We start from the raw sequence: 24,824 nt of genomic DNA on the forward strand, positions 1-24,824 counted from the left end.
CGAGATTATTCAAGAGTGACCCCAGGGTTACTGGAAAAGCAGGGATCGCGCATTCTTTCCACCTATCGCCCTTATTGCCCTGGCACCTAAGGCCTTCGGTTCTTGATTTGGATACCTCTAGCTGCTTTTCAGGCGGATAGAGCGGATTTACGCCCCAACCTGCCACGTTTCAAATACTTATAAAGTGCTGTATCGCCGTGCCCTTTCAAGGCGATTGGCTTGTGGGCAGCGTAAACAGCCGTAATCGATTGTTATTTGCCGCGTCGTGCAAAAGTTAGAGGCCGTCGTCTTTAACGTTGGCAATAAATAGAATCAGGCAGGGGATGATATGAAGTTCAAGTCATTGCAGGCACGCATTTGTGTCACGGCAGGCGTATGCCTGTTTGTTTCATCCGTCAGCCTGGTGGTCTACGGGCTCTTTACCGCTCGGACCAATGAGCAATATGTCGCTTCCGAAGTCTCGGCGCTGGTTGAACAGTCAACAATCCGGGAAATCCAGAACCTGGCCGAGTCCCGTGCCAATGCCATCCAGGCCAAGCTGCAGAATGCCCTTGACGCGGCCCGCACCATGGCCAATACCTTTGCCGCCAGCAAGGCCGCGCAAAGTCCCTTGGCGTTGGGGCGTGAGCAGATCAACAGCGTATTGCTCAGCATCCTCAAGGATAACCCGGACTTCAACGGCACCTACTCCTGCTGGGAACCCAATGCGTTGGACGGCCAGGATCCGGCGTTCCGTAATGCTACCGATGGCAATAATCCCCTGACAGGACGCTTCACGCCTTACTGGACTCGCAGCGCCGACGGTCATGTCGCGGTGCAGCCATTGGTCGAGTATGACTCCCCGGATCGTCATCCCAACGGCGTGCCCAAGGGCGGCTGGTACAGCGGCCCGCGCGACACTCTGAAGGAGAGCGTGCTCGATCCCATTCCCTATGTGGTCCAGGGCAAGAACGTCTGGCTGACCACCCTGTCGGTGCCCATCGTGGCCAACGGCAAGTTCTACGGTGTGGTCGGGGCTGACTTCGATATCGCCTTTATCCAGAAACTCAGTGAGCAGATGTCTGCCGAGCTCTACGGCGGCAAAGGCACGGTTTCGATCCTGAGTAACCAGGGCTTGGTGGTCGCGGACAGCCAGCGCACCGACCTGATCGGGCAATCCATCAAGGTTTTGTTGCCTGACTCCTGGGAAAAAGTGCTCAGCGATATCCAGGGCGGTCGGGGAGACGGTCTGCTCAATCCGCAGACCCAGAACATCGAAGTGCTGATGCCCATTGCTCTCGGTCGCACGGGCAAACCCTGGGCGGTGTTGATTCGTTTGCCCAAGGCCGTGGTAATGGCCCAGGCCATCGCCCTGGAGCAGGAGTTGCAAGCGCGCAGCATCAACAACAGCATCTGGCAAGTGTCGGTAGGGCTGGGCATTTCCTTGTTGGCGTTGGTCGCCCTTTGGTTCGCCACGGCGAAAATCGTCGGCCCGATCCGCGAGGCCGCGGCGTTGGCCGCCAATATCAGTCTTGGCGATTTCTCGCGCCGCCTGGTGCAGCAATCCGAGGATGAAGTCGGGCAACTGTCTGCCGCACTCAATGACATGTCCGAAAGCCTGCAACGGCAGGTCAGGGTGGCCGAGCGTATTTCCGAAGGGGATCTGGACCTGGAGGTCCGCTTGTCGTCGCCCCACGATACCCTCGGCAAGTCGCTGGAGAAGATGGTCAGCAACCTGAACCAGCTGATTTCCGAGGTGCAGACCAGCGCCACCCAGATTACCGGCAGCTCGGCGCAGGTCACCGATCTGAGCCAATCGTTGTCCGATGGTGCGTCGAACTCCGCGTCGTCCATTACCGAAATCAGCGCGGTGATGACGCAAATGGCTGCGCAGACCCGGGACAATGCCGCCAACGCCAAGAAAGCCGATGAGCAATCCCAGGCCTCACGGGCCGATGCGGGGGAGAGCGATAAATTGATGAGCGAGCTGATTGCCGCGATGGCTGAAATCGACAACTCGGGCAAGGACATCACCGCGATCATCACCACCATCGACAACATTGCCGCACAAACCAACCTGCTGGCCCTGAATGCGGCCATCGAAGCCGCCCGGGCGGGTGAGCTTGGGCGCGGTTTTGCCGTCGTCGCCGACGAAGTACGCAGCCTGGCCGCCCGCAGTGCCGAGGCCGCCCAACAGACGGCCGCGTTGATCGCGGATTCGTCGAGCAAGACCCAGCGCGGCATGATCATCGCGGGCCGGACCGCCGAATCGCTGAAAAACATCGTTCATGGAACCAGCGCGGTTTCCAACCTGGTTTCGCTGATCTACCAGGCCTCCAGCGAGCAGGCTTCGGGCTTGCAGCAGGCCAGCATCGGCTTGGAACAGATCGATGAAGTGACGCAGAAAAACCAGTCCAACTCGCAAGAGTGCGCGGTGGCGGCCAAGGACCTTTCGGAGCGGGCCTCCCTGATGCAGCGTGTGCTGGGTCGTTTCAAAGTCAAAAGGGGTTAGTGGTTTTCCAGCCGGCTCCAGGCGAATCTGTAATGTAATGACGCAAAATCCCCGTATCAGCCAATGTTGACGGGGATTTTCTGTTTCAGCGCTTGGCCGGGCTGGTTTGACTGACTTACCGTAAGTGATCGCAATTGCATTGCTTGACCGATGGGGCCTCGATAACGCTCTTGAGGGTGTACTATCGATATCTGCCCATCGGATATCAGTTAGCCATGTCCACGCTAAGCGAAGAGAGCCGTCAGATCGTAGCTTCTCTGACGCACCGCGTTGGCCCCAACGCTGACATTGCAAAGACCGCCCACGCGATCATTTCAATTTTGCAGGATATAGAGGCGGCCCTCACGCCCGTTATTGGTCAACAAGGCGTTGCCGCGCTTTATCGCCGCAGTTTGCATCTGTGTGGGGCCAATCATCCGCGTCTGACCAGCCCCTGCGACAGGGTGCAGGCCGGCCAGGTGCTGACTGCCCTTAAATCCGTACTCGTTGAGCAAAGCGAAGCCGATGCGCTGTTTTTCGGTGAAATGTTGCTGACCATCTTCTACGAGTTGCTGACCACGCTGATCGGGCCCTCGCTCACCGCACGTTTGCTTCGTGGCGTGTGGGAACCTTCCTTGAGCGACACCCCTTCGCAGGAAAATTCGCCATGAGCACCAAAGTGACTATCAACCGCTTGGCCACCGGCGTGCCAGGACTGGACGAGGTCTTGGGCGGAGGATTGCCGGAGTTTTCGTTCAATCTGATCGCCGGTCCGCCCGGTTGTGGCAAGACCACCCTAGCGCACCAGATGATGTTTGCCCTGGCGACCCCCGAGCGTCCCGCGCTGTTTTTTACCGTGCTGGGCGAGCCGCCACTGAAGATGCTGCGTTATCAGCAGCAGTTCGATTTCTTCGACAGCGAAGCGATCAATCAATCGATCCGTTACGTCAATCTGGCTGATGACACCCTGGCCGGGGACCTGGACGAGGTGCTGCGGCGCATTGTCAGCGAGGTGGAGGCTCACTCCCCGGCGCTGGTGTTCGTTGACTCGTTCCGTTCGGTGGTGCTGGCCAGCCAGACCCAGGACAACCCGAATAACAACCTGCCGCAGTTCGTCCAGCAACTGGGCATGCTGATGACCACCTGGCAGGCCACGACGTTCCTGATCGGCGAGTATTTCACCGAAACCGATACCAACCCGATTTTCACCGTGGCCGATGGGCTGATCTGGCTGCGCCAGAGCGTTCAGCGCAATTCCATGGTGCGCAAGATGGAAATCATGAAGATGCGCGGCCAGCCGACACTGCCGGGGCTGCACACTTTCCGTATCGCCTCGTCGGGGATCAAGGTCTTTGCTCCTGCGCCGCTCAACCCGGTCGAAGCCCCGCTGGAGTTCCCCATCAAGCGCCTGGCCATGGGCGTGCCGCAGCTCGATGAAATGCTTGGCGGTGGCTTGCCGCGCGGTTATTCCTTGTTAGTGGCGGGGCCGTCCGGTTCGGGCAAGAGCATTCTGGCGGCCTCCTTCCTCGACGAAGGCGCGCGCAATGGCGAAACCGGCGTGATCGCGGTATTCGAACAACGTCCCAATCATTCCCAGAACGCCACTCTCGCCAACTTGATTCAATGTGGAAAAGTCGGGCTGGTGGATAGCCGGGCGCCGGATCTGTCCATCGACGAAATCGTGCACCTGCTGCTGGGCGAGATCGCCCGCCTGAAAGCGACCCGGGTGGTCATTGATTCGCTGTCGGGCTTCGAACTGGCGCTGGCGCCGACCTTTCGCGAGGACTTTCGCGAGTCGCTGTCGCGCATGGTCACGGCGTTGACCAGCGCTGGCGTCAGTGTCTTGCTGACCTCGGAGCTGGAAGACCGCTACACCGACCTGCGCTTCAGTCCTTACGGCACGGCGTTTCTCACCGACGCCATCATCGTCCAGCGTTACATTGAAGTGCAGAGCCGTTTATTGCGCATCATGGCGGTGGTCAAGGTGCGGGCCAGCTCCCACTCTGATGAATTACGCCTGTATCGCATCGATGACGGCGGTTTGCAGATCGGTGAAATGTTGCCGGACCAGGAGGGACTGCTCGGCGGCCGGCCTACCCGGCAGCGTGCTGTCAACGACAGTGAATGAGTCAGAATAATGGATGAGGCCAATGGCAAGGATGAGCAAGCGATGACTACGGTCGCTCGCGAGCTGTTCCTGCTCGGCCAGAAAACCGTCGAGGCGCGGGCGGTGCTGGCGGCGTTGCACAAGGAACTGAGCGACGCCAACACCCAGCTCGCCGACAAGCGACAGATCGAGCAATTGATCGAGGCCAACCAACAGTTGGTCCTGGCGATCCTGTCGGCCCAGTCCGAGGCGCAAAAGCCAAAAAACACGCCGGTCGAACAACAGTTGTACCTGGATATGCGCGAAGCCAATGAGCTCCTGGTCATCGCCGCCCTCAGTGCGCAACACCTGAGGACCTCGGCCGAACGCGCGCTAGAGCGTCAACGTAACGTTCTCGCCCTGGTCGCCCATGAACTGCGCAATCCGCTGACCCCTATCAGCATGATTGCCGGCCGACTGGCGCGGGTGCCCAGCGAGGAACTGCCGCGCATGCAGACGCTGATCGAAGGCCAGGTGCGGCATATGTCCCGTTTAGTCGAAGACTTGCTTGACGTCTCTCGCGTCAAGACCGGCAAGCTTCGTCTCGATTGTCAAAGGATCGATCTGCTGCAGGTCATTGATGAGGCCATGGACATCTGTAAGCCGGTCATGCTCTCCAGGGACCTGCATTTCATTGGCAGACTGCCCGAATGTGCCTTGTCGTTGAACGGCGATCCGGTGCGCCTTGCGCAGATTCTCGGCAATCTGCTGGGCAATGCGGCCAAGTACACCCCGGCAGGTGGCACCGTCGTACTTTCGGTCGCCGCCGAAAGCGACACAGTGGAGATAAGCATCCGCGATACCGGCATCGGTATCTCGCCCAAGGCACTGCCGTTCATCTTCGAGCCTTTTGTGCAGGATGTTCACGCCATCGGGTTCAATGGCGCGGGCCTGGGCATTGGCCTGACGGTGGTGCGCGAGTTGGTCGAAAGCCACGGCGGCACGGTGATCGGCAAGAGTGCGGGGGATGGGCAGGGTAGCGAGTTCGTGGTGAGGTTGCCGTTGGTGAGTCAACTCACCGGTGAGGATGGGCTAAAGCACAAGACTTCCGATTGAAAAAGCGGATAATGGCCGCCTATTTTTTGCTCGTTATGCTGGTAATCCCGTATGGAAATCAAGGTCAACTTTCTCGACAACCTTCGACTTGAAGCCAAGTTTGATGACTTTACGGTGGTGGCCGATCAACCTATCCGCTACAAGGGCGATGGCTCGGCCCCCGGGCCGTTCGATTACTTTCTGGCTTCGTCGGCGTTGTGCGCGGCTTACTTTGTGAAGTTGTATTGCCAGACGCGCAATATTCCTACCGATAACATTCGCCTGTCGCAGAACAATATTGTCGATCCAGAAAATCGCTACAACCAGATCTTCAAGATCCAGGTCGAGCTCCCGGCGGATATCAGCGACAAAGACCGCCAAGGCATTCTGCGCTCCATCGACCGTTGCACGGTGAAGAAGGTCGTGCAAGCCGGGCCTGAGTTTGTCATTGAAGAGGTGGAGAACCTCGACGCCGATGCCCAGGCGTTGCTGATGCCCAATTCGGTTTCCCAAGCGGGTACCTATATCGCCGGCAAGGACCTGCCGCTGGAGCAGACCATCGCCAATATGTCGGGTATTTTGGCGGCCCTGGGCATGAAGATCGAGATCGCTTCGTGGCGCAATATCGTGCCCAATGTGTGGTCGCTGCATATTCGCGATGCACACTCGCCGATGTGTTTTACCAATGGCAAGGGCGCGACCAAAGAGGCCGCCCTGGCGTCGGCGTTGGGCGAGTTCATCGAGCGACTGAACTGCAATTTTTTCTACAACGATCAGTTCTGGGGCGAAGACATCGCCAACGCGGCGTTTGTGCATTACCCGGACGAGCGCTGGTTCAAGCCTGGCCGTAAAGATGCGCTGCCGGCGGAAATCCTCGATGAGTACTGCCTGAAAATCTACAACCGCGACGGCGAGCTGCGTGGCTCCCACCTGATCGACACCAACTCGGGTAATGAAGAGCGCGGCATCTGCTCGCTGCCGTACGTGCGCCAGTCGGACGGCGAGGTGGTGTATTTTCCGTCCAACCTGATTGAAAACCTGTTCCTGAGCAACGGCATGAGCGCCGGTAACACACTGGCTGAAGCTCAGGTGCAGTGTCTGTCGGAGATTTTCGAGCGCGCGGTCAAACGCGAGATCATCGAAGGTGAATTCGCACTGCCGGATGTACCGGCCAACGTGTTGGCGAAGTACCCGGGAATCATGGCCGGTATCCAGGCGCTGGAAGAGCAGGGGTTCCCCGTCCTGGTGAAGGATGCCTCCCTGGGGGGCGAATTCCCGGTGATGTGCGTCACGTTGATGAACCCGCGGACCGGCGGTGTGTTTGCCTCGTTCGGCGCACACCCGAGCCTGGAAGTGGCGCTGGAGCGCAGCCTGACCGAATTGTTGCAGGGCCGCAGTTTCGAAGGCCTCAACGACTTGCCCCAGCCGACGTTCGAAGGCCATGCGGTGACTGAGCCGAATAACTTCGTCGAGCACTTCATCGACTCCAGCGGCGTGGTGTCGTGGCGCTTTTTCAGTGCCCAGTCAGATTACGAATTCGTGGAGTGGGACTTCTCCGGCCAGGGTGAAAACTCGAATGCCGAGGAGGCCGCGACCTTGTTCGGCATCCTCGAAGGCATGGGCAAGCAAGTGTACATGGCGGTCTACGAGCATATCGGCGCGAAAGCCTGCCGTATCCTGGTGCCGGGCTATTCGGAAATCTATCCCGTGGACGATCTGATCTGGGATAACACCAACAAAGCGCTGTTTTTCCGCGCCGACATCCTGAACCTGCATCGCCTGGACGAAGACGAACTGCAAGCGCTGGTGGAGCGTCTGGTGGAAAGCGAGCTGGACGACTACACCGACATCACCACCTTGATCGGCATCGAGTTCGATGACAACACGGCTTGGGGCCACTTGACGATCCTGGAGTTGAAGCTGCTGATCTATCTGGCCTTGCAGCAGTTCGAAGAGGCGAAGGAAGCGGTGGAAACCTTCCTGCAGTACAACGACAACACGGTTGAGCGCGGGTTGTTCTACCAGGCCGTGAATGTGGTGCTGGAGATGAAGCTGGACGAAGACCTGGAACTGGAAGACTACGAGGCCAATTTCCGTCGGATGTTTGGCAACGAGCGGATGGATGCGGCGATCGGCTCGGTGGACGGCAGCGTGCGCTTCCATGGCTTGACGCCGACCAGCATGAAGCTGGAGGGGCTCGATAGGCACCTGCGCCTGATCGACAGCTACAAAAAACTGCACGCGGCGCGGGCCAATGTGTCGGCTTTATCTTCTGGGCTCGCCCCGTCGCTTGGCTAAACTCGGCACTTGCATAGGGTTCGGTTTTTTCCGAACCCCGAGATTCAGTCAAACGGAACGAAAGCGCAGGATCTGCGCGCCGTCGAAAGGGTCGATCAGGTAATGGGCGTGCACGCCGAACGTAGCCTGCAAGCGTTGCGGGGTCAGCACCTCAAGAGGTTTGCCTAGCGCTACCAGCCGGCCCCGTTCCAGTACCGCCAGGCGATCACAGGTCAACGCCTGGTTCAGGTCGTGCAGGGCGATGACCGTCGTGACAGGTAGCGCTTGCACGACTTTCAGGATGGCGAGCTGATGCTGGATATCCAGGTGATTGGTGGGTTCGTCCAGCAAGAGAATCTGCGGGCGTTGGGCCAGGGCCCGAGCGATGTGAACACGTTGGCGTTCACCGCCGGACAGGCTGTGCCAGGTGCGGTTTTTCAAGTGCGCCGCATCGACGTCCCACAGCGCCTGCTGGACGATGGCAGCGTCTTCGTTTGACCACGGACTCAAGGCTGATAGCCACGGCGTTCGGCCCAAGGCAACGGCGTCGAACACGCTGATCGCATCCAGTGTGTCGGCCTGTTGCTCAACCACGGCCAGGGTCTGCGCGACGGTTCGCCGTGCCAGCGTCTTGAGGGGCTGGTTGTTGAGGTGAATGTCGCCCCGGCTGGGGGCGCGCACGCCCGCCAGCAGTTTGAGCAATGTGGATTTTCCCGAACCGTTGGGGCCGACGAGGCCCAGGGTTTCGCCCCGACGGATGTCCAGGCGGATATCGTGCAACAACTCGGCGTCCCGCACATGGAAGCCGAGGCCGGAACAACTCAGCACGGATTCGCCGATGACAGAGGTGACGGCATTCATCGGGCATTTCTCCGACCGATCAGGATCAACGCGAACACCGGAGCACCCACCAGTGCAGTGATGACGCCGACCGGGATGACTTGGCCTTTGATCAGCGTTCGGGAGAAGACATCGGCGGCGATCAGGAACACCGCGCCGCCCAACGCGCTTGCCGGCAACAGGCGCGCATGCCGGGTACCCAGCAACAAACGCACGGCATGGGGAATGACCAACCCGACGAAACCGATGGAGCCCACAATCGACACCATCACCGCTGTCACCAGTGCTGCGCAGCTGATCAGCAGGAATTGCACCCGGCGTACCGGAATGCCAAGGGAGGCGGCCGAGTCGGCGCCAAAGGTAAAGGCGTCCAGCGCCCGCCGGTGCCACAGGCACACCGCAAGACCGATCAATGCCACGGGCACCGACAGCCACACCGACGGCCAACGGACCCCACTGAGATTTCCCAGCAACCAGAACATGATGCCGCGCGCTTGTTCGGAACTGGCGGACTTGGTAATCAGAAACGCGGTGAGCGCATTGAACAACTGCGAGCCGGCAATGCCGGCCAGGATGATCTGCCCGGTGCCAGCGGGTGAGCGGCTGGCACGGGCCAGCAAAACGACCACGGCGAACGCGGCAACGGCCCCGGCGAAGGCCCCGACCGACAACGAAATCAGCCCCGCCCCAATGCCCAGCAGCGCCACCAGTACCGCGCCTGTCGAGGCCCCGGCGGAGATGCCGAGCAGGTAAGGATCGGCCAACGGGTTACGCAACAGCGATTGCAAGATCACCCCGCAGGTCGCCAGGCCCGCACCGCAGGCCGCCGCCACCAGCGCACGGGTCAGCCGGTAGTTCCAGACGATGCCTTCGTCTATCGGGTCGAGGGCATAACCTGCGGCCCACAGTTTGTTGGCCAGCACCTGGAACACCACACTCGGCTCGATACTCGTCTCACCGATGGCCACGCCGGCAATCACTGCCAGGAGCAGCGCCGCCAACGCCAGCAACGTTCGAATCAGCGTCGGAATCATTTCGGCAGGTCGTAGCCGCTGATGGCCGTCGCCAGGGTTTCCAGGCCGTCGAACATTCTGATGCTCGCTTGCATGGCCATCGCATCGAGAATGATGATGCGGTTGTTTTTCACCGCGTCCATATTGCGGGTCACCGGGTCACTGCGCAGGAATTGCAGCTTCTTTTCATGGTCATCCGCCGGAAAACGTCGGCGATCCATGCGGGCAATGACCAGGAAGGTCGGGTTGGCCTTGGCGATGGTTTCCCAGCCGACGGTCGGCCATTCCTCATCGGATTCAACCACGTTGCGCACGCCCAGGGTACTGAGCATGAAGTCAGGAATGCCCTTGTGCCCGGCCACATAGGGGTCGATGTCCAGACTGGCGCTGGAGAACCAGAACAGCGCGCTCGTCTGCTTCAGATCCTTGGCCTGCACCGTGGCGATAGACTTCGCCAGGCTCGCCTTGAGTTGGGCGTTCAACTGCTGGCCACGCTCCTGTACGTCGAAGATTTCAGCCAACTGGCTGATGCTCTTGTAGATACTGTCGATGCGAAACGCCTCCAGCCGTGTGCCATCCGCACCGACCAGATTATCCTTGGCCTCGCAATCGGAGGGCATCAGGTAGGTGGGGATCTTCAGTTCGTGAAACTGCTGGCGGGTACCGACCACGCCTTGCGGTCCGACCATCCATTCCAGTTCCACCGCCACCAGTTGCGGGCGTTTGCCGATCACCGCCTCGAAGCTCGGCTCGTTATCAGCCAGGCGTTCGATCTTGTCGTTCTGTGCCTTGTACTTCATCTGCACATCGTTGAACCAGAGCGAAGTGCCGACCACCTTGTCGCTCAAACCCATGGCATAGAGCATTTCAGTGCCGGCCTGGCCGATGGTCACGGCGCGACTGGGTGGTTGCTCAAAGGTCAGCGTGCTGCCGCAGTTCTCGAGGGTCAGGGGATAGTGAGTCGGGGCCGCGTGGGCGAGGCTCGGCAGACCCAGGGCGATGACGAGGGGGGCAAGGCGGGGCAGCAGCATGACGCAAACTCCAGTTGACCGTACACGGAGCAGGGGACGGACTGGAAAACACATCATCGAACGCTGCCGCTGAAGCACTGAAGTGCCGATCGGCCCAGTGATGCGCAACGCAAGGATGCCCTTCCCGGACACCCCGCCGGTTAGTGATTGACTTGGCCGGCAGGTCTCCTGACTGATGCGTCATCGCCTGGCTCCAGCCTTCCCGGGGTGATCCCAGTGGCCATTGAGGAGCAGGCTCAGCACCTACAGTTGCGGGGGCAGTTCCGTTTGATGCCGTGCGAGGCATCTCGGATTCCCTATTAGTCCCGTGGGGGAACCGGCGCTGGGCATGGTAGTCGATCAGGGTGTTTATCACCACTCGCCACTGAGAGGCCTTCTCCTGGCGTCGTACGATTGCGGGAATGATTTTCCGGAGGTGCGGCATAGCGCCGCTTCTTGCTATTCTGGTCGCCCTCTTCATGGACGAACACTGAGACAAACCATGGCTAACTACACCCCGTCACACATCGGGAAGATATTGCTGGGCCTGCTGTTTGCCCTGATTGGTATCGGTTTGTTGAGCATTGCCATCAATCTCACGCTTGAGCGACGCGAGTTTCTCGGCCGCGCACAGACCGCCGATGGCATCGTCAGCCACTTGAATGCCGGTGGTTCGCATCCTGAGATCGCGTTCACCACGAGCAGTGGTGAAAAAATCTCCTACCCCCAAGGCGGCTTCATTTTCGGCTATCAGCAGGATCAGCCGGTGCGGGTGTACTACCTGCCCGAGCAGCCGGCCAACAGCGCCATCGTCGATGACTCTGCCGCGTTGTGGGGCACTTCCGGGGTCCTGGGTTTTATCGGTCTGGTGTTCACCCTTGTCGGTCTGGCAAAGGCTATCCGTCAGCGCGGTCGCGGTGCGGTTCATTCACATAAAGGACTTTAACGTATGAGCTACAACATCCCGATTCCGGTCAATGAAAGTCGCTGGCAGTATCAGACCGCCAGTGGCGGCGGCCTGACCGTGGTCATGGTGGCGGGCAGCGGCGGTTCGATCATCCTGCGTTCGCCCGAGGGCGAGGACATCAGCTACCGCTACGGTGGCGTCGGAGTAGGTGCCGGATTCGGCGCGCGGCTGCCGCGTTTCGGCAAGATCAATATCCAGATCAAGGGCAAGGGTGTGTCTGCGGCCGGCGCGGCGGAGGCCTTTCCCAGCACCGGCAAGGTGTTTGTCAGCGATGCCTTGGTCGCTCGCGACCTGACCAGTGACGACATCACCGGACCGTGCATGTACACCGAAGTAGGGGTGGGCCTGGGAATCGGTGGTTCGGCCACGGCGCTGTTGTTCGGGCTTGATCCCAAGTTGCTGGCGTTGTCGATGGCACTGAATTCCAACCCGGCGACCTCGCTCATCGCTTCCACCCTGGTCAACCAGCGGCTGGCGAAGTCGGCCAAGGGGGCGGTGGTCATGGCCGGCATAAACGCTGGTTTGCAGGCCGGTGGTGGCGCTGCGATTTACATAGGCTATCTGTTCTAGCCCGGTTGTAGGAGTGGGCAAGACCACAGTGCCAATCAATTAGCTCTGCTCACGAAGCGCCCGCTGCATCTTTCGGCGGGCGCCTGGATGAGGTCAGTTCAGTCTTTTGAACTCTGCGTCGATGGCTTCAGCTTCAACGCGCCATGCCTGGAAGCGCTGCTGACGTACACGGCTTTCATCCACATTGCTCTGCAGTTCTTTGCGGCGTGTGTTGAGCAGCAGGTACTCCGGGAAGAACTCCTCCTTGAAGCGTTCCGAGTTCACGAGGGCAAGGAAGTCCTGACGTTGCTGTTCGAAGTTGCCGACCATCGTCGCGACTGCTTTCTTGAAAGCTTCTTCGCGCTTGTATTGCTCCCAGCTGTCCCAGGCTTCGAGGGCCACGCCGAGGAAGGCCAGTGCGCCATTGGCACCTTTGGCGAACTTCACCGCCCCCCACGGCTTGAATTTCAGGTACTTGCCGATATCCATGCCTACCGTCTTGGCGATGGTGGTGAGGCCATCCCGTGCGGCCAGCACCGTGGTGTTATTGATGAAGTTGCCTTTGAGCACGTGGTTGATGCCTTGTTTACCCAAGGCCTTGACGGTGGTGTTGAAGTGGTTGACCTCGCTGTCGAAGCCCACTTGCATCTTCTCGACCTCAAGGGTAATCGACTGGGTCTGGCGGCTGAATTCATTTTGCAGACGGGTGGACAGGATGATGCCCTCAGCACCGACCTCGCGTTCGAAGAAGTCCGCGAAGGTTTCCAGGCTGCAACCTTTAGCCTGAAGGATCAGGTCGGAGAAGTAGCGGGTGGCAAAATCACGAAGGCTGATCCGTGCCTCTTCGATTTGCTGCCCGGTTGTTGCCAGTTGCTTGCCCAGGCGAGCATTGAGCTCATCGAGCCTGCCGACCTCCAGCGAAACCTTCTGATCGTTCTCGATGGCAACGGGCAGTTGGTTGCTCAGCACGTCACGGATGACGCTGGCGCGCATGTCGTTGATCAGCGCGGCGCTGCCTCCGTTCTGCTGCATCTTTCCTGTGGTGGCCGTCTGAAGTGTGGCGATGTGAGACAGCGCCTTGAACTGTTCGAGGTTGCCCAGCCAGTGCTCTACACCCATGTCGAAGGGGTTCGCGGCGACGGCGACAATGGACAGTTCGGCTGCTTCCTGGTCGGTCAGCGCGATCTGTTCACGAAGCCGGCCTGTCACGTTTTCGCGTTTGACCTGCAGGTTGGCCAGGTAGTCCTGTTCATCTTCTACGTCAGCCACTTCGTCGAAGCGGCTGAGGACGAACACTGTGCGTTGCAGCAGATCCAGAGTGCGGAACAACCAGATCAGGTCATCCTTGTGGCTTTCCTTGACGGGGTTGGTCGAGTTCATCACATAGAGCACCAGGTGAGATTCGCTCACGTATTTTTTAGTGATGTCCTTGTACTTCTCGATGGCGTGAGTTTCGGCATTTTCCATTTCCTTGAAGCCGAACAGCCCGGGGGTGTCGATCAGCACGAAGTCTTCGTCGATTTCGTAGACTTTCACCTCATTGGAGGATTCCTGATGGCTGATCTTCATGCTGGACCTGTCCAGCTTTTCCATCCAGGCCGCCGCAATCGAAGTCTTGCCTTCAGAGAAGCCGCCAATCAGCGCGACCTTGAGTTTCTCACCAGACACGCTGCTGACGACATTCTGCAGCTTGCTGCTCAACGCTGGGTCAATCGGAACGCCGGCCTGGGCCCCCTGACCGAGGAAATTCTGCAGCCTGTCCAGCAGCGTCAGCGTATTAGCCTGTTGGGCCTTGAACGTCTTGAGAGTGTTTTCCATTACAGGTTTCCTGCGAGTTCGATTTGGCGGGAGAGGGTTTTCAGGCGGATGGTCGAGCGCGACAGCGTGCTCACCTGATTGGCCGCCTGTTTGGCAGGCGCTTCAAGTGCCAGGTCGAGTTGGTCGATAGTCTTCTGCATTTCGCTCAGAGCGCTGTCCAGACTTTCGCGCAGCATGTCGCGCAATTGCTCGGTGGCGCTGCGCAGATTCTTATCAAGGGCCTGGCGTTGTTGGGACATCTTGTAGTCCGTGCTGAGCGCGCTCCAGAGTGCCTTGCCGATCGAGACAAGCGCGGTCAGTACTGAAGCCCCAACGAACCACAAGCTGGCTCCGCCGGTGAACGGTGCCGTCGCGATACCCACAAGGCTTGCCAGCAGCCCCGCAACGTTGACGCCGTTGTCGATTTTTATGTTCAGGTTGAAAGGTTGGTTGAATCGCATGCTGCCCAGCTTTCCGTAACTGGAGGTCAACTCTTGGGCGTGTTTTTCAAAACGGGAGAGAATATCCTCGGCGGCCTTCTGGAATTTACCGACCTCTATGTTCACTGCCACGGGCAGCTGCTTGCTGAGCTGGCGCTGCTGGGTTTCAAGCTGCTCGGTCAGGGCGCTTTTGAAAGCGTCGTTGCTGATGTCTTTTTCGATGCGTGCGTAAACGTCGTTACGCACCTTACGGGTGAAGTTGTCGATCAAGGTTTCGCCGCAAGACTCCAGACGTTTCTTCAGCGCCGCAAAGCTGGTGGTCAACTGGCTCTTGGCGCTTTGCTCTTCCTGGGAGAGCTTTTCCGACAGCGCATTCAGAGTCTGCTGAACGCCTGAGAGTGTCTGGGTGGTGTGGTTGAGCGCGTCATTGGCCTTGTTGAAGTTGGCGCGAATGATCTTGGCTTTGCCGTTGTGAATCAGCTGGCGGCCTAGCAAATCCAGGAAGGGGCGCAGACGGGATTTTTCCAGCAACTCGTCGGCACCGAAATCCTCGAGCACTTTGCTGCGGCGCTTGGCATTCTGTGATCCCGGTGCAAGATGGTCGGTCGAGGCGAGAAAGGCAGGAAGCGCGCTCAGCGGAAACACATGTTGATAGTGCTTGCCGAGCTGCTCGCTCATTTTCTGGTCAAGCCCGGCAAGGCTGGCGATTTCGTCGTCGGAGACCAGCGGTCGGTCAGTCAGTGAGTGCTTGGGGTTGGTGATCTTCTTGTTGAAGATGGTCCACACCTCGGTTTGCGCTCCCAGATGCTGCTTGATCTTTTCCAGTGTGCCCTGGTGCTGGCCGTCACCCGTTTGTGGCGGTGCGGCCTGGTTGGTGACATAGAACACCGCGTGAGCGGTCTGGACGGCACGTTCTATCTGGTCGAGTACCAAGCCTTCCTTGCCCTCGATACCGGGTACATCCAGCAGCGCGAAGGGTTGGCCGTCCAGCTCGAACTCATAGCGCTGAGTCTCGCGGGTGAAGTCGCTCAAACCGTGACCGATGATTTGACCGTCAGCATGAACTTGCAGCTCTCCCAGCAACTGCGCCAGTTGGGTCTCATGTTCGAGTCGCTGCTGGGTGAGCGCTCGCTGCTGCTGCGTCGCCTCCGCCTGTTGCGCGGACAGCGCCGCACAAGCGTCGTCGCGCCTGGTTACGATCTCGCTCACCTGCTGCTCCATCGCACGGCACGCCTGTTCGGCTTTCGTCTGTTCGACGTGCAGCGTCGCGGCAGCACTGTCCCGTGCCGCTGTAGTTGCGGTCAACGAAGCGGTGGCCTCATTCAACTGAAGCTCTTCCGGCATCGTTCTGAAAAGATTCAACAGCTTTTGCCAGAGCGAAGCGTTGCTTTTGCGTGTCGCAAGAAGCGTGTGCAGGCGAGTGACGGCGGCAAGGGCGTCCTTATGTGATTGCTCGTGTTGCTCAAACGCACCGCCCAGTCGCTGTTTCACCTCGCTGGACCGGGCGTTGGCCTGGTCCAGCGCGCTCTGTGCGTCCCTGAAAGGCTGTTCGAACTGCGACACTGTCGCACTCAGTTGCTGCGTCAGTTCTTCAAGTCGCGCTTCGGCTTGCTCGATGCTCCGTTGCAGCCCCTGCAGGGTTTCTTCAGTCAGCCCGTACTGGTCGCGCAGCTTGCGAAACGCCTCTTGACTCGCCCGCTTGCCGGGCTCCTGAAGCAGGATGCGCAGGGTCTCGATGAGGGTCGACTTGCCTGCCCCCGTCTCGCCATAGAAGGCGATGGTGAACGTGTTCCACTCGGCATTTTTCTCAAGTTCCGCGAGCCGCTCAAACAGCGCCGTCCGATGCTCGGTCAGCCGCCGAAGCGCCTCCTGACGGGATAGGTTCAAGGCTTCGTCGTCCGAAGGATGTCTCAGTTCACTGATAATGAGTGCCAGCTCGTCATTGATTTGCTGGTAAACATCAAGAGGGCTGTTCAGTTCGAGTTTCATGTCGTGTTCTTCGGCGAGTTGTTCGGGCGCCAGCGGTGGCAAGAGTTCTTCTGCAGGTGTTTGAGCAGCGTCCGACGAGCCGGGGGCGTGGGCTTTGAAACGAGTCTCCGCCAGCACTTCTGGCAGTCGTTCCCAGTAATCGGTGTGACCGAAATCGTTCATTTCGATGCTCTCGAAGTGCTCGATCTCGTTACGTCCCAGGCAGGTTTCACCCCAGTTCAACAGCAGGGTCCTGTCTGCCTTGGAATAGGCATTGATAAGCCTCCCCTTGAACCGTTCACGCAGCTGCCGCGCTTCCATGGCGGTGACTTCAACGGCGGCGGCCATAAGCAGCACATCGTTGATAGCCAACTGCTGTCGATACGAAAAACTCTTCAGGCTGCTGATAACCAGCCGCCCACCGAGCGAGTGCCCGATCAGGTTGATGGTCTTGATCTTTGGATGGTTGCTACGCAAGTAATCCTGCAACTGGTCAAACAACACCGCTCCCATGTGCTCCGCCCGAGTGCGGGCCTGAGTGAAGTTGCCCATCCGGTCCTTGGCGAAGGCCCCCACAAGGCCGAAAGAATCGAGGGGCGAACTCGACATGGTTTTACCGAAATTCAGACCTGCCGCGCCAAGTGCCCAAAGCGAAGACTTGTCGAAACGCAGAAGATGATTCGAAGGCCAGAACGCAAAGATATTGGTGTAGTGCTTTAGCTGGTCGGGGATCTTGTCGAGCAGAAACTGCTTGTCCTCCTCGCTATGCCCGGCGCTGTAGCCATGGACGAAAACGTTGGCTTCAGTGGTGCCCGGTCCGGCGAATGGCGAGGTTTGAAACTGAAAAGGGTGAGGCATGGACTCTCCTTATCCACGGTCATGCCGTTTCAAGGCTTGGCTGTCAGACTTATTTGCGTGGGTGCTTGGGGAGCGGGTGCTACAGGGCAGGTTCCAGGGGACGGTCGTTGCTGGCGGGCATGGCTACATCCTTGTGCTGTTCGGGGGGAGTGGGCTTGTTGGCGTCACCTCTTTGGCTAATTTACCTTAAGAGTGTGGCAAGTTGCTATCAGGAGGGGGCTTACGGCTTTTTCTCCGGTAGGAAGTTCGGTGGCTGAGCTAGCAGCTTGGTTGATTCACCCTGCGATTCTTCTGGCGAAGGATGGAAACAGCAGAAGCGAAATGTGACGTTCTGAAACAGAAAAACCGCGCTAAGGCGCGGTTCTCTGGGGTTGTATCGGTTCCTAGGTGTTTCAACAAACACCCTGGAACTTAATAGGCCGGTCAGACGTTAAAGCGGAAGTGCATCACGTCGCCATCCTTGACGATGTATTCCTTGCCTTCCAGGCGCCATTTACCCGCTTCCTTGGCGCCGGCTTCGCCCTTGTACTGGATGAAGTCGTCGTAGGCGATGACTTCGGCGCGAATGAAGCCTTTTTCGAAGTCGGTGTGGATCACGGCCGCGGCTTGTGGCGCGGTGGCGCCGACGCGTACGGTCCAGGCGCGCACTTCCTTTACGCCAGCGGTGAAGTACGTCTGCAGGTTGAGCATTTCATAGCCGGCGCGGATCACGCGGTTCAGGCCTGGTTCTTCAAGGCCCAGGGCCTCCAGGAACATGTCCTTTTCTTCGCCGTCTTCAAGCTCGGCGATTTCCGCTTCGATCTTGTTGCAGACCGGTACGACCATCGCGCCTTCTTCTTCGGCAATGGCTTTCACCACGTCCAACAGCGGGTTGTTTTCGAAACCATCTTCGGCAACGTTGGCGATGTACATGACCGGTTTGGTGGTCAGCAGATGGAAGCCGCGAATGATCTGCTTCTCATCGGCGCCCATGTTCTTGATCAGGCTGCGTGCCGGTTTGCCCAGGGTGAAGTGGGCGATCAACTGCTCGAGCAAGGCTTTCTGAGCGACGGCGTCCTTGTCGCCGCCCTTGGCGTTGCGAGCGACTTTCTGCAGTTGCTTCTCGCAGCTATCGAGGTCGGCGAAGATCAGTTCCAGATCGATGATTTCGATATCGCGTTTCGGGTCGACGCTGTTGGAGACGTGAATCACGTTCTCGTCTTCGAAGCAGCGGACCACGTGGGCGATGGCATCGGTTTCGCGGATGTTGGCCAGGAACTTGTTACCCAGGCCTTCACCCTTCGAGGCACCGGCCACCAGGCCGGCGATGTCGACGAACTCCATGGTGGTCGGCAGCACCCGCTCCGGGATCACGATGGCTGCCAAGGCTTCCAGGCGCGGATCGGGCATCGGCACGATGCCGCTGTTCGGCTCGATGGTGCAGAAGGGGAAGTTCTCGGCCGCGATACCGGATTTGGTCAGGGCGTTGAACAGGGTGGACTTGCCGACGTTAGGCAGGCCGACGATGCCGCAATTGAATCCCATGGTGTTTCCCCTCGGATAAGTGTCAGGCCTTCTGGCTGTGCAGGTTTTTCATCGCGCGGTTCCATTCACCGGCGAGAATATCCGGCAGCACGCCGAGGGCAAAGTCGATGCTGGCATCGAGTTTTTCCTGTTCGGCGCGAGGCGCACGACCCAGGACAAAGTTAGAAACCATACTGGCAACGCCCGGGTGGCCGATGCCAAGCCGCAGGCGGTGAAAGGTATTCTGATTACCCAGTTGCGCGATGATGTCGCGCAACCCGTTGTGACCGCCATGGCCGCCGCCTTGCTTGAGCTTGGCAACGCCCGGAGGCAGGTCGAGTTCGTCGTGGGCCACCAGGATTTCTTCAGGCTTGATGCGAAAGAAACCGGCCAATGCCGCCACGGCCTGGCCGCTGCGGTTCATGTAGGTGGTGGGAATCAACAGGCGAACATCCTGACCCTGATGCGAGAAGCGCCCGGTCAGGCCGAAATACTTGCGATCGGCCGCCAGGCTGACGCCTTGTGCGTGCGCGATGCGCTCAACAAAAAGGGCCCCTGCGTTATGCCGGGTCTGTTCGTATTCAGCGCCTGGATTTCCCAGGCCAACGATCAGTTTAATGGCAGTCACGATAGGGGCCCTTCCTGGAGTGTGGATAACGATGTCGCAATCAGGCGGTGTTGCGACAGTGGACGAAAATGGCGGATTTACCGTTGAGTAAACTTCGCGTTCTCGCCCGCTGTCTCGCTACGTTCCAGTCCGCGATGTTTCCGGTCACTCCGGCGACAGAGTGAAATTACTCTGCAGCGCCTTCTTCAGTGGCTTCTGGAGCAACACGTGGAGCGTGGACGTTGGCAACAGCCTTGTCATCGCCGTGTGCCAGAGCAACAAACTCAACGCCTTTAGGAGCCTTGAGGTCGGACAGGTGAATGATCGTGCCGATTTCGGCGTCAGCCAGGTCGACTTCGATGAATTCAGGCAGGTCTTTCGGCAGGCAGGAAACTTCCAGCTCGGAAGTCACGTGCGAGATCTCGCCGCCTTTCTTGACCGGAGCAGCTTCGTTGATGAAGTGCACTGGAACAACAGCAGTCAGCTTCTGACCGGCAACAACGCGGACGAAGTCAGCGTGCATCACGTGGCCTTTGGCCGGGTGACGCTGCAGGGCTTTGATCACGACGTTTTGCTTGGTGCCGCCAACGTTCAGCTCGATGATGTGGCTGTAGGCCGCTTCGTTTTCGAGCAGTTTGGCAACTTCTTTGGCCAGCATGCTGATGGACTCAGGGGCTTTTTCGCCACCGTAGACTACAGCTGGAACCAGGCTTGCGAGACGACGCAGGCGGCGGCTCGCACCTTTCCCCAGGTCGGAACGCACTTCAGCATTCAGAGTAAAATCGTTCATGTTGTATCTCCAAAATAGCCATGACCGAGTGACGTTTGCGACCAGCGTCAGGCACGGTATGGGCAAAAAAGCCCCGCCCCGACAGGTGATGTCGGGGCGGGGCGCTTTTCGTCAACGAGATGTCCTGGAAAGGGCAGGGCCCTTAGCGGAACATCGCGCTGATCGATTCTTCATTGCTGATGCGGCGAACCGCTTCGGCAACCACCGGTGCGATATCCAGTTGACGGATACGTGCACAGGCTTGTGCTGCAGCGGACAGCGGAATGGTATTGGTCACCACCAGCTCGTCCAGCACGGAATTTTCAATGTTCTCGATCGCTCGACCCGACAGCACAGGGTGTGTGCAGTAGGCAAAGACCTTGGCAGCGCCATGCTCTTTCAGGGCCTTGGCCGCGTGGCACAGGGTGCCGGCGGTATCGACCATGTCATCGACCAGGATACAGGTGCGCCCTTCGACGTCGCCGATGATATGCATCACTTCGGAGTGATTGGCTTTCTCACGGCGTTTGTCGATGATACCCAGATCCACGCCCAGGGATTTGGCAACAGCCCGTGCACGCACGACGCCGCCAATGTCCGGGGACACGATCATCAGGTTTTCGAAGCGCTGATCTTCAATATCATCCACCAGGACCGGGGAGCCGTAGATGTTATCCACGGGAATATCGAAGAACCCCTGAATCTGGTCAGCATGCAGGTCAACCGTGAGGACACGGTCGATGCCGACTACGGTGAGCATATCAGCCACGACTTTCGCGCTGATCGCCACACGTGCGGAACGCGGACGGCGATCCTGACGGGCATAACCAAAGTAAGGAATAACAGCAGTGATACGAGTAGCCGAGGAACGGCGGAAGGCATCAGCCATCACGACGAGTTCCATCAGGTTATCGTTGGTCGGAGCGCAAGTCGGCTGAATAATGAAGACGTCTTTACCGCGAACGTTTTCATTGATCTCGGCAGTGATTTCGCCGTCGGAAAATTTACCGACAGAGATGTCACCGAGAGGGATATGCAGCTGACGTACGACACGCCGAGCCAGATCGGGGTTGGCGTTCCCCGTAAAGACCATCATCTTGGACACGCGCAGTACCTGAAGGCTGAGGGTATACCTGGATGAGTATAGGAAAATGGCAGGGGCGGCTGGATTCGAACCAACGCATGGCAGGATCAAAACCTGCTGCCTTACCGCTTGGCGACGCCCCTGTATCTGTTGCTGCGAGTGCCCAGCACTCGATTCCTTTTAGAGCAGGTCTTGCAGCTTGCGATGCAACATCGAAACGTTGCTTCCTTTTGCTACAAATCCTGTAAGGGTCTCTGTAAGAAGGGCCGAGACTTTATCAGCTTCAGCTTTGCTTGGGAAGCCCCCAAACACACAACTTCCAGTTCCGGTGAGTTTTGCTTCGGTAAATTTACCTAACAAATTCAATGCGTTACGAACATCTGGATAACGCCTTGCTACCACCGGTAAGCAGTCATTTCGACTGTTTCCCTTGGGAACGGGGCGCACTTTAATGGGAGGAGAGTTACGTGTCAACAGTGGATCTGAAAAAATTTCTGCTGTACTTACAGATACTTGCGGCACCAGCACCAAGTACCAGGGTTCCTCGGGTTCCACTGGGGTGAGTTTTTCCCCGACGCCCTCGGCGAAAGCGGCGTGGCCACGCACGAAAACCGGCACGTCGGCGCCCAGCGTCAGGCCCAGCGCAGCCAGGCGATCGATGTCCCAGCCAAGCTGCCACAAATGGTTGAGGCCCAATAAAGTCGTCGCCGCATTCGAGCTGCCGCCGCCGATGCCGCCGCCCATGGGCAGGATTTTCTCGATCCAGATATTGATGCCCAGCGTACAACCGGATTGCGCCTGGAGTTGTTTCGCGGCCTTGACGATCAGGTTGCTGTCGTGGGGCACGCCTTCAAACTCGGTGTGCAGATGAATCACGCCGTCGTCGCGCACGGCGAAGGTGATGTCGTCGCCGTAGTCCAGGAACTGGAAGATCGTCTGCAACTCGTGGTAGCCGTCCGGACGACGGCCGAGGATGTGCAGCATCAGGTTGAGCTTGGCCGGGGAGGGCAGCGTCAGGCGTGCGGCGGTCATGTCATTGCCCCAGCTTGCGCGGCTGCCATTGCTTGATCACCAGCGTGACGTCGAGGTCGCTGCCGTGCAACTTGATGCGTTCGGGCAGCCAGTAGCCGTTCTGCTGGGCATAGCTGAGGTATTCGATCTGCCAGTCATCCTGTTCCAGGTTGGACAGGCGGCTGTCGGCGTCGAGGGTCAGGCGACTTTTACTGTCCGGTGCCGGCAGCCCGCGAACCCACCAGGTCAGGTGGGAAACCGGCAGTTTCCAGCCCAGCTGTTCTTCCAGCAGCGCTTCGGGGCTCGGGGCCTCGTAGCGTCCCTGATTGGCGACTTCCAGGGAAACCTGGCCCGGCCGGCCAGTCAGGCGGGCCGCGCCGCGACCCAGTGGGCCCGACAGGCGAATGTCGTAGTAGTCCTGGCGTTGCAGCCAGAACAGCGTGCCGCTGCCCGAGTCTTTCGGGGCGCGGATGCCGATCTTGCCGTCGATCTGCCAGCCGTCGAGGCCGCTCAGTTGTTGCTTGTGCTCGCGCCACTGGGCCTGGTTGCCCTGGCCCTGGACGGATTCACGGGCGCCGAAGCCCGCGCAACCGGCGAGCAAGGCAATGAAGCTGAAAACGATGAGATGGCGCAAAAACATAATCTTAAAGGGTCTCGGATCCGGTCAGGCGTTTGATGGTGCTGCGCAAGATAGGGCTGTCTGGCTGATCCTTGAGGAATCGGCTCCAGATCTGCCGGGCTTCGCGTTGCTTGCCGTTGGCCCACAGGACCTCGCCCAGGTGAGCGGCGACTTCCTGGTCGGGAAAGCGCTCCAGGGCCTGGCGCAACAGGCGTTCGGCTTCGTCGAGGTTGCCCAGGCGGAAATTCACCCAGCCAAGGCTGTCGAGTACCGCCGGGTCTTCCGGATTGATCTGGTGGGCCTGTTCGATCAGCAGCTTGGCTTCGTCATAGCGGGTGGTGCGATCCGACAAGGTGTAGCCCAGGGCATTGAGGGCCATGGCGTTGTCCGGGTCGCGCTGGATGATCAGGCGCAGGTCTTTTTCCATCTGGGCCAGGTCATTGCGTTTTTCCGCCAGCATGGCGCGGGTATACAACAGGTTCAGATCGTCCGGGTACTGCTTCAAGGCTTGCTGCAGTACGTTCCAGGCCTTGTCGCCCTGATTGTTGGCCGACAGGGTTTCGGCTTCGATCAGGTACAGCTGGATGCCGTAGTCCGGCTGGGAGTCGCGTTGTACCGCGAGGCGGCTCTGGGCATCGGCGGTCTTGCCATTGCTGATCAGGATATCGGCCTGGCGCAACTGCGCCGGCAGATAGTCGTTGCCCGGGCCGACCTGGGCGTACTCGATCAGTGCGCTCTCGGGGTCGTTGCGTTCCTCGGCGATGCGACCCAGGTTCAAATGGGCCGAGTCGACATGGCTTTCCCGGGCGATCAGGTCTTCCAGGTAACCCTTGGCCTCTTCCCAAGCCTTGGCTTCCAGGCAGACCAGCGCCAGGGAATAGCGCAGCTCGTCGTCTTCCGGGTATTGCTGGACCAGGCTGGAGAATTCCACCTTGGCGTCGTCCATGCGGTTGTTTTCCACCAGCATGCGGGCGTAGGTGAGGCGCAGGCGTTTGTCGTCCGGGTACTTCTTGATGCTTTTTTCCAGCAGCGGCAAGGCTTCGTCGCCGCGATTCAAGCCTTGCAGCAGGCGGGCACGAAGCAGGATCGGCGCCACTTCGCCGGCTTCCGGCGGGTTGTCTTCCAGCAGGGTGAGGGCGCCCTGGGTGTCGCCATCCTGTTGCAGCAGCAGGGCCTTGCCGAAAATCAGCTGGCCGTTATTCGGGTGGCGCTGCAACAGGCGATCGAAACTTTTCATCAGCCCGTTGCGGGTTTCCTGGTCGGTATCGGCGGCCGACAGCGCCAGGAAGTCGAAATGGGTGTCGCCCTTGCCCAGCAGGACTTTCTCCATATAGACCATGGAGTCGTCGTAACGCCCGGCCCGGGCCAGTTGCACGGCGGCGGCGCGCTGCGCTTCCAGGTCATCGGGGGCATTCCTGGCCCAGATCAGCGCGGTATCCAGCGCGGGCTGGTCGGCGCCCAGGTATTCGGCAATGCGAAATGCCCGCTCGGAGATGCCCGGGTCCTGGGTATTGATGGCCTGGGTCACGTAGTTGTCCAGCGCAATGTCGAAGCGATTGCGCTGGCCTGCCAGTTCGGCGCTCAACAGGCTGAAGATGGTTTCTTCGCTGAACGAGCCATAGACCTTGGGTTTTTCAGGGGCCTGCACGCTGTCTTCGACTGGCGGCGTACCGTCCGTCGAAACGGGGGCCATGGACTGGCAGCCGCTGAGCAAGGCAAGGGCGAGGAGCAACGCGGAAGATCTATTCATATAGGAAGAGGACGACTAACCTGCGGTCGGATCATCATGACACAAGCCTTGGGTCAAACATAACCGCCCCGTCGATTTACAAGCCAGGGCAGGGCGATAGAGATCGAGTGG

General features: G+C 59.1%; 19 protein-coding genes, 1 tRNA gene and 1 riboswitch. Of the genes, 7 read left to right on the forward strand and 13 right to left on the reverse strand.

The genetic code is table 11. The features are described 5' to 3' along the window. The first annotated feature begins 328 nt into the window (after positions 1-328). The 5 genes from BM317_RS19315 to BM317_RS19335 all read left to right on the forward strand — a co-directional run bounded on the left by BM317_RS19315 (position 329) and on the right by BM317_RS19335 (position 7,949). Positions 329-2,491 (forward strand): methyl-accepting chemotaxis protein, encoded by a 2,163-nt coding sequence (locus tag BM317_RS19315; RefSeq protein WP_092475736.1) that lies wholly within the window; start codon positions 329-331, stop codon positions 2,489-2,491. Positions 2,492-2,706: 215 nt separating this feature from the next. Beyond that, on the forward strand, positions 2,707-3,141 hold the full coding sequence (locus BM317_RS19320) for a hypothetical protein (protein ID WP_256574173.1): 435 nt from the start codon (positions 2,707-2,709) through the stop codon (positions 3,139-3,141). Further along, positions 3,138-4,598 carry an ATPase domain-containing protein gene (locus BM317_RS19325; RefSeq protein ID WP_092172197.1) on the forward strand — a complete coding sequence of 487 codons (1,461 nt, stop codon included), beginning with the start codon at positions 3,138-3,140 and terminating at the stop codon, positions 4,596-4,598. Before BM317_RS19320 ends, BM317_RS19325 begins: the two co-directional genes overlap by 4 nt. A 9-nt stretch (positions 4,599-4,607) precedes the next feature. Then, positions 4,608-5,672, forward strand: coding sequence for a sensor histidine kinase (locus BM317_RS19330; RefSeq protein WP_092475739.1), 1,065 nt, complete (start codon positions 4,608-4,610; stop codon positions 5,670-5,672). A 51-nt stretch (positions 5,673-5,723) separates the two neighbouring features. Beyond that, complete coding sequence (locus BM317_RS19335) at positions 5,724-7,949, forward strand: OsmC domain/YcaO domain-containing protein (protein WP_092475742.1); 2,226 nt, start codon at positions 5,724-5,726, stop codon at positions 7,947-7,949. A 48-nt stretch (positions 7,950-7,997) separates the two neighbouring features. Here BM317_RS19335 and BM317_RS19340 read toward each other — a convergent pair whose 3' ends face one another. From BM317_RS19340 to BM317_RS19350, 3 genes are read right to left on the reverse strand one after another with little or no spacing between them, the layout of a single operon-like run. Next, complete coding sequence (locus BM317_RS19340) at positions 7,998-8,789, reverse strand: ABC transporter ATP-binding protein (protein WP_092172188.1); 792 nt, start codon at positions 8,787-8,789, stop codon at positions 7,998-8,000. After that, positions 8,786-9,802 carry a FecCD family ABC transporter permease gene (locus tag BM317_RS19345; protein WP_060740642.1) on the reverse strand — a complete coding sequence of 339 codons (1,017 nt, stop codon included), beginning with the start codon at positions 9,800-9,802 and terminating at the stop codon, positions 8,786-8,788. Before BM317_RS19345 ends, BM317_RS19340 begins: the two co-directional genes overlap by 4 nt. Continuing rightward, positions 9,799-10,812: an ABC transporter substrate-binding protein gene (locus BM317_RS19350; protein ID WP_092172185.1), complete on the reverse strand. Its 1,014-nt coding sequence runs from the start codon at positions 10,810-10,812 to the stop codon at positions 9,799-9,801. The genes BM317_RS19345 and BM317_RS19350 overlap by 4 nt, the downstream gene beginning before the upstream one ends. Positions 10,813-10,952: 140 nt before the next feature. Further along, a riboswitch (cobalamin riboswitch) is annotated at positions 10,953-11,148 on the reverse strand. A gap of 145 nt (positions 11,149-11,293) precedes the next feature. Here BM317_RS19350 and BM317_RS19355 point away from each other — a divergent pair. Together BM317_RS19355 and BM317_RS19360 are read left to right on the forward strand one after the other, a co-directional pair. After that, on the forward strand, positions 11,294-11,737 hold the full coding sequence (locus tag BM317_RS19355; protein WP_092475745.1) for a DUF3592 domain-containing protein: 444 nt from the start codon (positions 11,294-11,296) through the stop codon (positions 11,735-11,737). Between the two features lie 3 nt (positions 11,738-11,740). Beyond that, a complete protein-coding gene (locus BM317_RS19360; protein ID WP_092172179.1) occupies positions 11,741-12,328 on the forward strand; it encodes a hypothetical protein in 588 nt (195 codons plus the stop codon). A gap of 93 nt (positions 12,329-12,421) precedes the next feature. Here BM317_RS19360 and BM317_RS19365 read toward each other — a convergent pair whose 3' ends face one another. The 10 genes from BM317_RS19365 to BM317_RS19410 form a co-directional block, all read right to left on the reverse strand. Further along, the gene (locus tag BM317_RS19365) at positions 12,422-14,125 is read right to left on the reverse strand and encodes a LeoA/HP0731 family dynamin-like GTPase (protein ID WP_092172175.1); all 1,704 of its coding nucleotides are present in this window, start codon (positions 14,123-14,125) and stop codon (positions 12,422-12,424) included. Then, positions 14,125-17,370 (reverse strand): DUF726 domain-containing protein, encoded by a 3,246-nt coding sequence (locus tag BM317_RS19370; RefSeq protein ID WP_092475748.1) that lies wholly within the window; start codon positions 17,368-17,370, stop codon positions 14,125-14,127. Before BM317_RS19370 ends, BM317_RS19365 begins: the two co-directional genes overlap by 1 nt. A gap of 423 nt (positions 17,371-17,793) precedes the next feature. Next, positions 17,794-18,894, reverse strand: a complete 1,101-nt coding sequence (gene ychF / locus BM317_RS19375) for a redox-regulated ATPase YchF (protein WP_092475751.1) — start codon at positions 18,892-18,894, stop codon at positions 17,794-17,796. A gap of 22 nt (positions 18,895-18,916) precedes the next feature. Continuing rightward, a complete protein-coding gene (gene pth, locus BM317_RS19380; protein ID WP_003185374.1) occupies positions 18,917-19,501 on the reverse strand; it encodes an aminoacyl-tRNA hydrolase in 585 nt (194 codons plus the stop codon). Between the two features lie 166 nt (positions 19,502-19,667). Further along, on the reverse strand, positions 19,668-20,270 hold the full coding sequence (locus BM317_RS19385; RefSeq protein ID WP_092172166.1) for a 50S ribosomal protein L25/general stress protein Ctc: 603 nt from the start codon (positions 20,268-20,270) through the stop codon (positions 19,668-19,670). 142 nt (positions 20,271-20,412) lie between these two features. Continuing rightward, the gene (locus BM317_RS19390) at positions 20,413-21,354 is read right to left on the reverse strand and encodes a ribose-phosphate pyrophosphokinase (RefSeq protein WP_003171603.1); all 942 of its coding nucleotides are present in this window, start codon (positions 21,352-21,354) and stop codon (positions 20,413-20,415) included. Positions 21,355-21,401: 47 nt separating this feature from the next. After that, positions 21,402-21,476 (reverse strand) — tRNA-Gln (locus tag BM317_RS19395). Positions 21,477-21,513: 37 nt separating this feature from the next. Continuing rightward, the gene (gene ispE / locus BM317_RS19400; protein ID WP_092172163.1) at positions 21,514-22,365 is read right to left on the reverse strand and encodes a 4-(cytidine 5'-diphospho)-2-C-methyl-D-erythritol kinase; all 852 of its coding nucleotides are present in this window, start codon (positions 22,363-22,365) and stop codon (positions 21,514-21,516) included. Position 22,366: 1 nt separating this feature from the next. Next, a complete protein-coding gene (gene lolB, locus BM317_RS19405) occupies positions 22,367-22,984 on the reverse strand; it encodes a lipoprotein insertase outer membrane protein LolB (RefSeq protein WP_060740650.1) in 618 nt (205 codons plus the stop codon). Between the two features lie 4 nt (positions 22,985-22,988). Further along, complete coding sequence (locus tag BM317_RS19410; protein WP_060740651.1) at positions 22,989-24,713, reverse strand: tetratricopeptide repeat protein; 1,725 nt, start codon at positions 24,711-24,713, stop codon at positions 22,989-22,991. Between the last annotated feature and the right edge of the window lie 111 nt (positions 24,714-24,824).

Source organism: Pseudomonas sp. NFACC24-1 (assembly GCF_900115235.1).
GTDB classification, from domain to species: domain Bacteria; phylum Pseudomonadota; class Gammaproteobacteria; order Pseudomonadales; family Pseudomonadaceae; genus Aquipseudomonas; species Aquipseudomonas fluorescens_AA.